Below are 12,975 nucleotides of genomic sequence, written 5' to 3' on the forward strand. Positions count from 1 at the left end.
CCAGGTCTCAATGGGCGGCTGAGGCTCAAATCACGTGGTCGCGGCTAGGCCCGCCAGAGTTGGTCTCCTGCGCGGGAGATGACGATGTTCGGCACCACCGCGTTGCGGGAGAGCCGGGTGATCGCGAGGACCAGCTCGGCGATGTCGCCGGTGCTCAGCATGGCCGACTGATCGAGGACGTCGCGTTTCCACGCGGTCATGTCGGTGTCGACGTAGCCGGGGGAGATGGCGGTCGCGCTGACGCCGTTGGCCGACTCCTCCAGCGAGAGGGTTTCGCAGAGGGAGATCAGTGCGGCCTTGGTCGCGCCGTATGCGGCGAGACCCGCCTCGCCCGCGACACCCGTGATGGAGGCGAGGGCAATGATTTTCGCGCCGCGCCGCGGGTCGTCCTGTGCGCTCTTGCGAAGCAGCGGGAGTGCGGCCTGGATGAGGGTGATGGGTGCGCGGAAGTTGACGTCGAGCATGCGCTCGTAGGTTTTCACCGGCATGTCGGCGATGGTGCCCGCGGTACCGGTGCCCGCGCTGAGCACCAGGACGTGCAGGCCGTCGAAGCGGTCGGCGTGGGCCTGGACCAGCGCGCGCACCTGATCGAGGTCGTTCATCTGGGCGACAACGGGATTCACCTCGACGCCGGTCTCGTCGTGCAGTCGGGTCGCGGTGTCGGTGAGCACGTCCTGGTTCCTGGCCGCGATGGTCAGGTGATAGCCCTCGTCGGCCAGGCGGCGGGCCACCTCGGCGCCGATGCCGCGGGAGCCGCCGGTCACCAGGGCGCTGCGGACGGTCATCCGAGCATCTCCAGTCCCGCGTCGAGCAGCAGCGGCACGGCCGCGCCGATGGTGGCGAAACCGTCGCCTACCGTCTTGCCCGCGAGGAAGCGCTGGTGAATGCCCTCCGCGATGACCGCCAGCTTGAAGTAGCCCAGGGCGCGGTAGAAGGGGAGGTGTTCGAGCGGGTAACCCGTTGCGGCGGAGTAACGTTCGGCGATCTCGTCAGCGGACAGGAAGCCGGGGTTGGCGCTCGGGGCGTGCCGGACGCCGAGCACCGGCTCGCAGCGGGCGTCCCAATAGACCTGGAGCAGGCCGAGATCGGCGAGCGGGTCGCCGAGGGTGGCCATCTCCCAGTCGACCACGGCGGCGATGGCGCCGAAGTCGTTGCGGTCGACGATCGTATTGTCCAGGCGGTAGTCGCCGTGCACGATGGTTTCGGCTGTCTGTTCCGGCAGTGCGGTGCGCAGTGCGTCGGTGAGGCGATCGAGGGCGTCGAGTTCGCGGGTGGCGACCCGGTCCCACTGGCCGCGCCAGCGTTTGACCTGGCGGGCGAGATAGCCGGCGGGGCGGCCGAATTCGGCGAGGCCGACGGCAGTGTAGTCCACCGCGTGCAATGCGGCCAGGGTGTCGATCAGGGCTTCCGAGCAGGCGCGGGCCTGGTCGGTGGTGAGTGCGGCGGTCTGATCGCCGTCCTGGAGGACATGGCCGTCCACGAACGAAACCACCGCGAACGGGACGCCGATCACCTCGATGTCCTCGCACAACGCGATCGCCTGTGCGACAGGGACGTTCGTGTGCTGCAGAGCCGCGACGATGCGGTATTCACGGGCCATGTCGTGTGCGGTGGGGGTGAGCGGGCCGAGCGGTGGGCGGCGCAGTACCCAGTCGTTCGTTCCGTCGTTCAGGCGGTAGGTGAGGTTGGACTTGCCGCCTTTCAGCAGCGAAGCGGTGAGTGGTCCGGCGGTCTGTGGCACGTGTGCCTCGAAATATCGTTGCAGCGCTGGCAGATCGAGTCCGGCCAGGGCCGCCGTCATCGGTTCGCCTCGTCGAGGGTCCGGTGCCTGACAGCGGGCGTCATCCGAGGCGCTCGATAATGGTGGCGTTGGCCAATCCGCCTGCCTCACACATGGTTTGCAGGGCGTAGCGGCCGCCGGTCTGCTCGAGATGGTTGACCATGGTGGCCAGGATACGGGTGCCGGAGGCGCCGAGTGGGTGACCGAGGGCGATTGCCCCGCCGCGCGGGTTCACCTTCGCCGGATCCGCGCCGAGCTCGTGCTGCCACACCAGCGGCACCGGCGCGAACGCCTCGTTCACCTCATAGGCGTCGATGTCGTCGATGCTCAGCCCGGCGCGTTCCAGGACCTTGCGGGTGGCCGGGATGACGGCGGTGAGCATGAGCAGCGGGTCGTCGCCGACCACCGAGAACGAGTGGAACCGGGCGCGCGGACGCAGGCCGAGCTTGTTCGCCGACTCCTCGCTCATGATCAAGGCGGCCGAGGCCCCGTCGGTGAGCGGCGAGGAATTGCCCGGCGTGATCAACCATTCGATCTCCGGAAACCGCTGGCTGAACTGCTCATCCACGAACGCCGGCTTCAGTCCCGCCAAGCCCTCGGCGGTCGTCGTCGGGCGGATCGTCTCGTCCGCAGTCAAGGTGCCTGCGGCAACCAGCTCGTTCGTGAAGCCACCCGCCGCAGCCGTCGCTGCGGCCAGCTGATGCGAGCGCGCGGCGAACTCATCGAGCGCCGCCCGATCGAACTTCCACCGCGCACTGATCACCTCCGCCGCAATCCCTTGCTGCACAAGCCCTTCCGGATACCGATGGGCCAGCGGCCCCTGATTCGGATCCTTATCCTGCGCGTTCGAGAACATCGGCGCCCGACTCATCGACTCCACCCCGCAAGCGATCGCGATGTCATACGCCCCCGAGATCACCCCCTGCGCCGCGAAATGCGCCGCCTGCTGACTCGACCCACACTGCCGATCCACCGTCGTTGCAGGCACCGACTCCGGAAACCCCGCCGCCAGCGCCGCCGTCCGACTGATGTTGAACGCCTGCTCCCCACTCTGCGTCACACACCCGCCGACCACATCATCGACCAACGCCGGATCCAGCCCATTCCGCGCCACCAACTCGCCGAGCACCCCCGCCAGCAACGTCGCCGGATGCACCCCCGACAACCCACCCCCGGCCTTGCCCTTCCCCGACGGCGTCCGGACCACATCCACGATGACGGCAGACCGCATGGTCGCCTCCGATCAACTAAGTTAGTAGCGATTCCGATCTAAGTTAACACAGATTCGCCTCCTGGTGGCACAGGAAAGCGCCGTCCACCAGGAGGCGAATCATTTGCCGCTGAACACAGGTCCGACCGTGACCTATCTGGACGTCGAGTCTGGCTCGGTTAGTGGTCGAAGATCGAATCCAGAGAATCGGCGACGACGGTTCTGTCCATCCAGGCTTCCAGCTGTTCGGTATCCATGCAGGCGAGGATGCGTGTGCGGAGAGTGTCCGGGACCGTGAATCCGCGGGCGACGAGGGCGCGCATCAGCATCTTCGCTTCGCCTCTCGCTTCGCCTCTCGCTTCGCCTCTCGCTTCGCCTCGCAGTTCGCCTCTCGCTTCGCCTTCGGCGATGAAGCCATCGATGAAGTCATCTCGGTAGGTAGGGCTGGCCATGAGCTCCTCCAGGGCTTTTCTGATCGCTTGCGATACGGCTTGCTGGACAAATCGAGTGTAGGTCGTGCGGGTCTCGCGATCGAGCGTGGCCAGTTTGTCGAGGACCATGCGGCGGTTGGCGTCTTCGGTCAGATCTAGGGCGTGGGTGAGGGTGGCGAGGACAATGAGTTCGTGGGCGACTTCTGCGAAGGCGGGGTCCGTGGGATCCGGGGTGTTGTGTGGGCCGATGACGATGGGCGTGAGGCTGAATCCGGGGTGGCCGGTGTGGATGGTGCGGCGGCAGGCGCGGGCGGTGGCTCGACTCGCGGCGATGACGACCAGGACGGCATCGCAGTTGTGCTGGGATTGGGCTACTGCCACGTAGGCGGGCCAGGCCCTGCGTTTGCGGGGTTTCGGTGCGGCCGACTGGGATTCGGTGATGACGGCGAGCTTGCTGCCGTCGGTGCCGCGTAGCAGCGTCACGGCGTCGGCATGGAATTCGGGTGGGTTGCAGGTGGTGAGGTTACTGTCGCTGACCGTGGCGGTCGCTCCGGTGGGTAGTTGGATGCCGGTACCAACTAGCAGTGCGGCGGCCAAAAGGGGGTTGTGGCGCAGCAATTCGAGAGGGGCTTCGTGTTGGATAGTCGGCATGGCGGGAAGATTGGCATGGGGCACCGACAGGTTTTTGTGGCTCGGGTCGTGTCGGCTGAGACACGCCGATTAGGTTCGCACACAGTCTGTTTCGGCGTTCGCGGGTAGGTGCTGGTGGTCGTGCGCCAGTAGGTGAGTTACGCCGGATAGGTATGCGTTTCAGTCGCTTTCACTGCGGCCCAGAGTTCGAGGCCGGGGCGGAGGTGGAGGTCGGCGACGGTGGCGGGGGTGACGTCGGCGAGGACGGGTGGGGTGCCGTCGAGGCGGAGGCGGATGGTGTGGGCGTGTTGTTCGATGTCGGTGATGGTGACCGGCCAGGTGTTGCGCTGGCTGCCGGTGGGGCGGTCGGGGTGCAGGCTGACGGCGGTGGGGGCGAAGGCGATGTGGACCGCGCCGGTGCCGGGTTCGGCGGCGGTGAGGGTGCCGCCGGTGTCGAGTTCGACAGTCGTGCCGGTGGCGGTGCCGCGATAGAGGTTGAGGCCCACCAGGTTTGCGACGTAGTCGGAGCGGGGGCGGTGCGCTACCTCGCTCGGGGAACCTTCCTGGACGACGACGCCGTTTTCGAGGATGACGAGGCGGTCGGCCAGCACCATCGCGTCGAGTGGGTCGTGGGTGACCAGGACGGTATGGCCGGAGTAGTCGGCGAGGTGGTGGGCGAGGTCGGAGCGCACGCGGAGCCGGGTGCTCGCGTCGAGGGCGGCCAGGGGTTCGTCGAGCAGCAGCAGCGCGGGGTCGGTGGCGAGGGCGCGGGCGAGGGCGACGCGCTGGGCCTGACCGCCGGACAGGGCCCGCGGTTTGGCGTGCTGGTGCTCGGCGAGGCCGACGCGGTCCAGCCACTCGGCGGCGCGGGCGCGGGCGGCGGGGCGGCGTTGGCCGCGAGCGCGCAGGCCGAACGCGACGTTGTCCAGCGCGCTCAGGTGGCCGAACAGCAGGTAGTCCTGGAAGACGACGCCGACCTCGCGCCGCTCGGCGGGCACGAACACCTTCGGCGGTGCGTCCCAAGTCTTTTCGCCGATCCGCAGCACGCCGCCGGTCAGCGGCGTGAGCCCGGCCAGCGTCCGCAGCGCGGTGGTCTTGCCCGCTCCGTTGGGTCCGAGCAGCGCGACGACTTCACCCGGCGCCACGGACAATTGCAGGTCGAGCTCGAATTTCCCTCGGGTGACCCGCAATTCGGCATGCACGGTCATACCGCGCCCCGAATCCACCGCTCGCGCAACGCGACGAGCACGGCGACCGACACCGTGAGCAGCACCAGGCTGAGGACGATCGCGTCCTCCGGATCAGCTTCCAGCGCCAGATAGACCGCCAGCGGCATGGTGGTGGTCTTCCCGGGAAAGTTGCCCGCGAACGTGATGGTGGCGCCGAATTCGCCGAGCGCCCGCGCCCAGCACAGCACTCCGCCCGCGACGACGCCGGGCAGCACCGAGGGCAGCGTCACCCGCCGGAAGGTCAGCCACCGCGACGCGCCCAGCGTGGCCGCCGCCTCCTCGAAGCGCGGATCCGCCGCCCGCAGTGCGCCTTCCACCGAGATCACCAGAAACGGCATCGCCACAAACGCTTCCGCGACAACAACACCCGCCGTCGTGAAAGGCAGTGAGACACCGAACCATTCGTACAGATAACGCCCGAACAGCCCGCGCCTGCCGAGCACGAGCAGCAGCGCGACACCGCCGACCACGGGCGGCAGCACCAGCGGCACGGTGACCAGCGCCCGCAGCACCCCGCGTCCCGGCACCTCGCCGCGTGCGAGCAGCCATGCCAACGGCACCCCGAACACCAGGCAGAGCAGTGTCGCCAGGCTCGCGCATTGCAGCGAAAGCCGCAGGGCCTGACCGACTTCGGCGTTGAACAGCCGACTCGGCAGACCGCGCCACGGCGCCCGCCACAGCAGCCCTACCAGCGGAACGAGCAGAAACGCCAGTGCGCACAGCGCGGGCAGCACCAGAACGAGCGGTCGCCGTCCCTGGGCTGCCCGTCGCCGCGGCACCCGCATCACGGGGCGTCGAATCCCGCCTTGGCGAACACCGTCTTGGCCTGATCGGACTTCACGAAGTCGACGAACGCCGCGGCCGCGGCCGCGTTCGGGGCGTGCGCGAGCGGCGCGACCGGGTAGTCGTTGATCGCCTTGGACGCCTCGGGGAAGTCGATGCCCTCCACCTGCGCACCCGCGGACAGCACGTCGGTCCGGTACACCAGCGCGGCGTCGACCTCGCCCAGCTTGACCTTGGTCAGCACCGCTTTGACATCGGCCTCGCGGGTATCGGGCTGCGGGTTCACGCCGGCGACGTCGAACACCGTCTTGGCGGCGGCGCCGCACGGCACCTGCTCGGCGCACAGCGCGATCTTCGGCTCGGTCTTGCCGAAGTCGGCCAGGCCGGTGATGTGGCCGGGGTTGCCCTTGGGCACCGCGATCTCCAGCCGGTTGCGCACGAAGGTGAACGGCGCGCCGGTCACCTCGCCCTTGTCCTGCACCTGCTGCATGTTCTTCGGGGCCGCCGAGGCGAAGACGTCGGCCGGGGCGCCCTGGTTGATCTGCTCGGCCAGCGCCGAGCTGGCGCCGAAGCTGTAGACCACCTTGACGCCGGGGTGCGCGGCCTCGAACTGCTTGCCGAGCTCGGTAAAGGTCTCGGTCAGCGAGGCCGCCGCGAACACCGTGACGGTGCCGCCGACCTTGTCGGTGGCCGCAGGCGCCGCCTTGTCGTCGGAGCCGCAGCCGACCAGGGTCAGCGCGGCCACACCGGCAACGGCGGCGACGCTCAGCGAACGAATCATCTTCGACCTCATCAACTTTCTGGAATTTCGACTACGACATGTGTCGACTTCACCGACGCCACCGCGACGCTGCCGACCTCGAGCCCGAGTTCGTCGACCGACTCCCGGCTCAGCAGCGAGACCAGCCGGAACGGTCCGGCCTGCATCTCGACCTGCGCCATCACCGTGTCCTTGAGTACCCGCGTCACGATGCCGCGCATCCGATTGCGCGCGGACGCGGCCACGGTGACGCCCGGCTCCGGGGTCTCCGCGTTGGCCTGCAGGAATTCGGCCAGTTCCCGGCCGCGCACACCCTTGCGTCCGTTGCCGAGCTGGATCGCGGTGAGCTTGCCCTGATCGATCCACCGTCGCACGGTGTCGTCGCTGACGCCCGCGAGCACCGCCACTTCACTGATCCGCAAATCCGACACGATCCGTAGTTTATTGCCGCATCTGCGGAAAGCAAGGGGCAAATGCAGGCGGCGTGGCGGGCCTCGCCTGGCCGGGCCGTCCGTCTCGATCGCGCGGTGCGGTCGAAAGGGCCGTCGTCGACCGGGGATCGCGACCGATTCTTCCGGTATGAGCCTGCTGTGGTTGCTGTGGCGGAATCTCCGGTGAACTGTCTCACAAAGGCCACGGTCCGAACTGTTGGCCGAGTTTCTTCGGCGGACGCTGAAACCCCTGTCCGGCACTTCATTTCGCGATATATCTATGAATCGTGTCGTGCCGATTCCGCTGATCGACCGGCCCGGACACCGCCCGCGATCATTACATTGGAGGGGATTTCGCAGTCCCATCTGATGGAGGAATTTCGGTGCCGCTTATCGATCTGGGTTCGTCAGCGTTGAATCTCGCGAACGTCGTGACGTCCATTGCCGCAAACATCACCTACCTGTTGCAGGCCTGGCACGTCATTTAATCGACCCCGTGACCCGGCGGCTGCGCGTCGGCCGCCGGGTCACGGGCGATGGAACGTCAATGTGAGAAATGATCGACTGGCTCGCTGATCGCCTCGCCGCCCGCGACCTTCCCACCGAAACCACCTGGTCACTTGCCTTCTCGCGCCGCGCCACAGCCGGCCACCTCGACTTCGCCAGCCTCCTCGCCCGAAGGTTGTTCGCTCGCCCGATTCGGATGATGCGGCAACTTTCCGGCATGCCGTGATCGCCGATCCAGGACTGTCCGCGCTGAAGTTTGTGTGTCCGATCACGAATGTCCGGGTTTTGCTCTAGCGTGGGCACGATTGGTGCCGAGAGGGGCTGTGGATGCGTAGCGGGATGTTGAGTCTGGCGCGGTTGCGGGAACTGGTCGCGGTCGGGGAGATCGATACGGTGTTGGTCGCGATGACCGACATGCAGGGTCGGTTGCAGGGGAAGCGTTGCGCGGCACAGTATTTCCTGGACGAGGTGGTGCGGCACGCGACCGAGGCGTGCAACTATCTGCTCGCCGTCGACGTGGACATGGCGACGGTCGACGGATATGCGATCTCGTCGTGGGACACCGGCTACGGGGACTTCGTGCTCCGGCCGGACCTGAACACACTGCGGCAGGTGCCCTGGTGGCCGGGCACCGCGCTGGTGCTCTGCGATGTCGAGAAGGTATCGCCGGAACGCGAGCCCGTCGGGGTGTCGCCGCGGCAGGTGCTGCGCGCACAACTGGACCGGCTGGCCGAGCGCGGGCTGCGCGCGTTCGTCGGGACCGAACTCGAATTCCTGGTGTTCGACGACAGTTACGAGGCGGCGTGGTCTTCGGGCTATCGCGATCTGCGTCCGGCCAATCAATACAACGTGGACTACTCGCTGCTCGGCACCGGGCGCATCGAACCGCTGCTGCGCCGCATCCGCACCGAAATGGCCGGCGCGGGAATGTATGTCGAGTCGGCCAAGGGGGAGTGCAACCCCGGTCAGCACGAGATCACCTTCCGCTTCGACGAGGCGCTGACCACCTGCGACAACCACAGCATCTACAAGACCGGCGCGAAGGAGATCGCCGCCCAGGAGGGGCGCAGTCTGTCCTTCATGGCGAAATACAATGAGCGCGAGGGCAACTCGTGCCACATTCATATCAGCCTGCGCGGCGAATCCGGCGAGGCCGTGCTGGCCGGCGACGAGGCCAACGGATTCTCGCCGCTGATGCGGCATTTCGTCGCGGGCCAGCTGGACTGCCTGCGCGAGTTCACCTATCTGCTCGCCCCGAACATCAACTCCTACAAGCGATTCGTGCCGGGCAGCTTCGCGCCGACCGCCGTCGCCTGGGGCCGCGACAACCGGACCTGCGCGCTGCGCGTGGTCGGGCACGGGCAGTCGCTGCGGCTGGAGAACCGGGTGCCCGGCGGCGACGTGAACCCCTATCTCGCCGTGGCCGCCGCCATCGCGGCCGGGCTGCACGGCATCGAGCAGCGGCTGCCGCTGGAGCCGGAATTCACCGGCAATGCCTATCGATCGGAGCGGCCGCGGGTGCCGCGCACGCTGCGCGAGGCCGCGCAGCTCTTCGGAGACAGCAAGGTGGCGCGGACCGCGTTCGGTGATGATGTAGTGGAGCACTACCGCAACGCGGCGAAGGTCGAACTGGACGCCTTCGACGCGGCCGTCACCGACTGGGAGCGAATTCGTGGATTCGAACGACTCTGAGGCTGTACCCGCTGGAGTTGTGCACACCGGGCCGCGTCCCGTGATCGGCCTGCCGACCTACCTGGAGCCTGCCCGGTTCGGCTCGTGGCACGTCGACAGTGCCGTGCTGCCCGCCAGTTATGTCCAGATGGTGGTCGAGGCGGGCGGCATTCCGGTGCTGCTGCCGCCGGTCGAGGTGGCCCGGCCGGAGCTGGTGGCGCGGCTGGACGGGCTGGTACTGACCGGCGGCGCGGATGTAGCGCCGTCGCGCTACGGCGCGCAAGAGCACGAGCAGACCTACACCCGGCCCGATCGGGACGAGTCCGAGTTCGAGTTGTTCGCGCTGGCGCGCGCGGCGGAATTGCCGGTCCTCGCGGTGTGCCGCGGCTTGCAGGTGGTGAACGTCGCGCTGGGCGGGACGCTGCTGCAACATCTGCCGGACGTCGTCGGGCATGCCGAGCATTCGGGCACCGTCGGCGGGTTCACCGCGACCGAGGCGGTGACGGTGGCCGGGAGCAAGGTCGCCGCGATCGCGGGGCCGCAGGTGAAAGCCAACTGCCACCATCATCAGGCGATCGACGTGCTCGCCGCGGAGCTGGTGGCGACCGCGCACGCGGCGGACGGCACCATCGAGGCGGCGGAAACGGCGGACGGCCCGTTTCTGGTCGGCGTGCAATGGCATCCGGAGGTGGATGCGGTCGACCGCCGGTTGATCAGGGCACTGGTCGTGGCGGCCGAAGACTATCGAAGGGAGCGGAATTCGTGACGACAGCGCAGGTGGTCAACCCGGCGACCGAGCAGGTCGTGGCGCGGGTCGAACTGGTCGGCGAGGCCGAGACCGACGCCGCGATCGAGCGGGCCCAGCGGGCGGCGGTCACCTGGCGCGAGGTGGCGCCGGGGGATCGGGCCAGGTTGTTGCGCCGGTTCGGGGACGTCGTCGACGCGCATCTGGACGAGCTGGCCCTGTTGGAGGTCGCCAACTCGGGGCACACCATCGGCAACGCGCGCTGGGAGGCGGGCAATGTCCGCGACCTGCTGCACTATGCGGCCGGCATCCCGGAACGGTTGTTGGGCAACCAGATTCCGGTCGCGGGCGGGGTGGACATCACCTTCCACGAGCCGCTCGGTGTCGTCGGAATCATCGTGCCGTGGAACTTCCCGATGCCGATCGCGGCGTGGGGCTTCGCGCCCGCGCTGGCGGCGGGGAACACGGTGGTGCTCAAGCCCGCCGAACTGACGCCGTTGACCGCGATTCGCCTGGGTGAGCTGGCGCTCGAAGCAGGCTTGCCGGAGCACGTTTTCCAGGTTCTGCCGGGTAAGGGTTCCGTGGTCGGGCACCGATTCGTCACCCATCCCGCGGTGCGCAAGGTGGTGTTCACCGGTTCGACCGAGGTCGGCACCCAGATCATGGCCGGCTGCGCGCAGCAGGTGAAGCGGGTGACGCTCGAACTCGGCGGCAAAAGCGCGAATATCGTGTTCGCCGATTCGGATCTGGAGCGGGCGGCGGCTACCGCGCCGTACGGTGTGTTCGACAATGCGGGCCAGGATTGCTGCGCCAGGTCGCGAATTCTGGTGCAGCGCAGTGTCTTCGACAAGTTCTTGGAGCTGCTGGAGCCTGCGGTTCGCGGTGTGCGGGTCGGTGATCCCGCGCAGGAATCCACCGAGATGGGACCGCTCATTTCGGCAGCCCATCGCGAGCGAGTCGCCGCGTTCATCGAGCCGTCGACGAAGGTCGCGTTCATCGGTGAACGGCCCGATGGCCCCGGATTCTGGTATCCGCCAACGGTTGTGCTGCCGGACTCGCCGACCGATCGGGTGCTGACCGAGGAGGTGTTCGGCCCGGTGGTCGCGGTGCTCCCGTTCGAGGACGAGGCCGACGCCATCCGGATCGCCAACGACACCGAGTACGGGCTGTCCGGCTCGATCTGGACCAACGATGTCGGCCGCGCGCTGCGGGTTTCCCGCGCCGTCGAGGCAGGCAACCTGTCGGTGAATTCGCACTCCTCCGTGCGGTATTGGACGCCGTTCGGCGGCTTCAAGCAGTCCGGGCTCGGCCGGGAACTCGGCCCCGACGCCGCGCTCGCGTTCACCGAGACCAAGAACGTCTTCATCGCCACCCAGTGAACCAAACCCCATACCCGACAGGAGATGCCTTGCAGCGCTTACAGGATCGAGTCGCCGTCGTCACCGGCGGCGGGAGCGGCATCGGCCTCGCCACGGTCCGCCGCTTCGCCGCCGAGGGGGCGAAGGTCGTCGTCGCCGACATCGACGCCACCACCGGTGAAGCGGCGGCCGCCGAGGTCGGCGGCTTGTACGTCAAGGTCGACGTGACCGATGAGGCGCAGGTCCAAGCACTGTTCCAGACCGCGGTCGATACCTACGGTGGCCTCGACATCGCCTTCAACAACGCGGGAATCTCACCGCCGGAAGACGATTCGATCCTCACCACCGGCCTCGACGCCTGGAAACGCGTTCAGGAGGTCAACCTGACCTCGGTCTACCTGTGCAGCAAGTACGCCATCGGGCACATGCTGGAACGCGGCAAGGGGTCGGTCATCAACACCGCCTCGTTCGTCGCGGTCATGGGCGCGGCCACTTCGCAGATCTCCTACACCGCCTCCAAGGGCGGCGTGCTCGCGATGAGCCGCGAACTCGGAGTTCAGTTCGCCCGCAATGGAATCCGGGTCAACGCGCTCTGCCCCGGACCGGTGAACACGCCGTTGCTGCAGGAACTGTTCGCCAAGGACCCGGAGCGGGCCGCGCGTCGTCTGGTACACATCCCGACCGGCCGCTTCGCCGAACCCGAGGAAATCGCCGCCGCCGTAGCGTTTCTCGCCAGTGACGACGCCTCGTTCATCACGGCATCCCAGTTTTTGGTGGACGGCGGTATTTCCGGCGCATACGTGACGCCGCTGTAGTACTGCTCAAATGTGAACTCCCGCAACCCTTCCTCAGAAAGGGTTGCGGGAGTTCACAATGACCAGGCCGCAGGTTCGCGGCGTCCTGCGTCGCGGGGACGACCGGACGCCGACGCCCTAGGGAGCCGCGGGCGGTGCTGCCTGAGGAGCTGCCGGGGGGCCGGACGGCTTCAGCAGATTGTTCAGATCGTTCAAGCTTTGCGTCAGCCTGCCCAGGTTTTCCGTCAGACCGCCGCCGCCAGGTGCCGCCGGGCTGGCAGGGCTGGCAGGGCTGGCCGGGCTGGCCGGATTCGCGGGTGTGGCCGGGTTGGCCGGTGTGGCCGGAGTCGCCGGTGCCGGCGCGGCAGGCGCCGCTTGTCCGCCGGGTGCCGCGGGTGCCGCAGGTGCCGGTGCGGGCGCTGGTGCGGCCGGTGCCGGTGCCGGAGCGGCGGGCGCGGGAGCCGGTGCGGCGGGTGCGGGTGCCGCGGGTGCCGGTGCCGGTTGGTTCGCCGCAGCGACGCCGGTGAGTAGCAGTGAAGCGGTCAGCCCCGCGGCGGCCGCGGTACCGATCAGGATCTTCATGTGTAGCCCCTTCTCGTCTCGAAGTGGTACATGAGTGCAGTTTTATCAAACGCTCAACCCGCTA

Annotated in this window: 14 protein-coding genes; 5 read left to right on the forward strand and 9 right to left on the reverse strand. The window is 67.9% G+C overall.

All coding sequences use genetic code 11. The annotated features are described in order from the left end of the window. Positions 1-44 precede the first annotated feature (44 nt). From ACFWF1_RS14605 to ACFWF1_RS14640, 8 genes are all read right to left on the reverse strand, one after another. Entirely contained in the window at positions 45-785 is a 741-nt protein-coding gene (locus ACFWF1_RS14605; RefSeq protein ID WP_379288113.1) for an SDR family NAD(P)-dependent oxidoreductase, read from the reverse strand. Next, positions 782-1,801, reverse strand: a complete 1,020-nt coding sequence (locus ACFWF1_RS14610; RefSeq protein WP_379288111.1) for a phosphotransferase family protein — start codon at positions 1,799-1,801, stop codon at positions 782-784. Before ACFWF1_RS14610 ends, ACFWF1_RS14605 begins: the two co-directional genes overlap by 4 nt. A gap of 40 nt (positions 1,802-1,841) precedes the next feature. Continuing rightward, positions 1,842-3,011, reverse strand: coding sequence for a thiolase family protein (locus tag ACFWF1_RS14615; protein ID WP_379288109.1), 1,170 nt, complete (start codon positions 3,009-3,011; stop codon positions 1,842-1,844). A 158-nt stretch (positions 3,012-3,169) separates the two neighbouring features. Continuing rightward, on the reverse strand, positions 3,170-4,072 hold the full coding sequence (locus ACFWF1_RS14620) for a hypothetical protein (protein WP_379288107.1): 903 nt from the start codon (positions 4,070-4,072) through the stop codon (positions 3,170-3,172). A gap of 137 nt (positions 4,073-4,209) precedes the next feature. Next, entirely contained in the window at positions 4,210-5,259 is a 1,050-nt protein-coding gene (locus tag ACFWF1_RS14625) for an ABC transporter ATP-binding protein (RefSeq protein ID WP_379288105.1), read from the reverse strand. Next, the gene (gene modB / locus ACFWF1_RS14630; protein ID WP_379288214.1) at positions 5,256-6,065 is read right to left on the reverse strand and encodes a molybdate ABC transporter permease subunit; all 810 of its coding nucleotides are present in this window, start codon (positions 6,063-6,065) and stop codon (positions 5,256-5,258) included. The genes ACFWF1_RS14625 and modB overlap by 4 nt, the downstream gene beginning before the upstream one ends. Next, the gene (modA, locus tag ACFWF1_RS14635) at positions 6,065-6,844 is read right to left on the reverse strand and encodes a molybdate ABC transporter substrate-binding protein (RefSeq protein WP_379288104.1); all 780 of its coding nucleotides are present in this window, start codon (positions 6,842-6,844) and stop codon (positions 6,065-6,067) included. Before modA ends, modB begins: the two co-directional genes overlap by 1 nt. 11 nt (positions 6,845-6,855) lie before the next feature. After that, complete coding sequence (locus ACFWF1_RS14640) at positions 6,856-7,254, reverse strand: molybdopterin-binding protein (RefSeq protein ID WP_379288102.1); 399 nt, start codon at positions 7,252-7,254, stop codon at positions 6,856-6,858. Positions 7,255-7,810: 556 nt separating this feature from the next. Between ACFWF1_RS14640 and ACFWF1_RS14645 the strand changes: the two genes are divergently transcribed. The 5 genes from ACFWF1_RS14645 (at position 7,811) to ACFWF1_RS14665 (ending at position 12,350) form a co-directional block, all read left to right on the forward strand. Further along, positions 7,811-7,987, forward strand: coding sequence for a hypothetical protein (locus tag ACFWF1_RS14645; RefSeq protein ID WP_379288100.1), 177 nt, complete (start codon positions 7,811-7,813; stop codon positions 7,985-7,987). A gap of 101 nt (positions 7,988-8,088) precedes the next feature. Continuing rightward, complete coding sequence (locus tag ACFWF1_RS14650) at positions 8,089-9,453, forward strand: glutamine synthetase family protein (RefSeq protein WP_379288098.1); 1,365 nt, start codon at positions 8,089-8,091, stop codon at positions 9,451-9,453. After that, complete coding sequence (locus tag ACFWF1_RS14655) at positions 9,434-10,198, forward strand: gamma-glutamyl-gamma-aminobutyrate hydrolase family protein (RefSeq protein WP_379288096.1); 765 nt, start codon at positions 9,434-9,436, stop codon at positions 10,196-10,198. Before ACFWF1_RS14650 ends, ACFWF1_RS14655 begins: the two co-directional genes overlap by 20 nt. Continuing rightward, on the forward strand, positions 10,195-11,556 hold the full coding sequence (locus ACFWF1_RS14660) for an aldehyde dehydrogenase family protein (RefSeq protein WP_379288094.1): 1,362 nt from the start codon (positions 10,195-10,197) through the stop codon (positions 11,554-11,556). Before ACFWF1_RS14655 ends, ACFWF1_RS14660 begins: the two co-directional genes overlap by 4 nt. Beyond that, on the forward strand, positions 11,553-12,350 hold the full coding sequence (locus tag ACFWF1_RS14665) for a 3-oxoacyl-ACP reductase (protein ID WP_379288093.1): 798 nt from the start codon (positions 11,553-11,555) through the stop codon (positions 12,348-12,350). The genes ACFWF1_RS14660 and ACFWF1_RS14665 overlap by 4 nt, the downstream gene beginning before the upstream one ends. 117 nt (positions 12,351-12,467) lie before the next feature. Here the strand turns inward: ACFWF1_RS14665 and ACFWF1_RS14670 are convergent, their stop codons facing one another. Then, entirely contained in the window at positions 12,468-12,911 is a 444-nt protein-coding gene (locus tag ACFWF1_RS14670; RefSeq protein ID WP_379288091.1) for a hypothetical protein, read from the reverse strand. Positions 12,912-12,975 lie beyond the last annotated feature (64 nt).

This window comes from Nocardia sp. NPDC060255, from assembly GCF_042727395.1.
In the GTDB taxonomy this organism is placed as follows: Bacteria; Actinomycetota; Actinomycetes; order Mycobacteriales; family Mycobacteriaceae; genus Nocardia.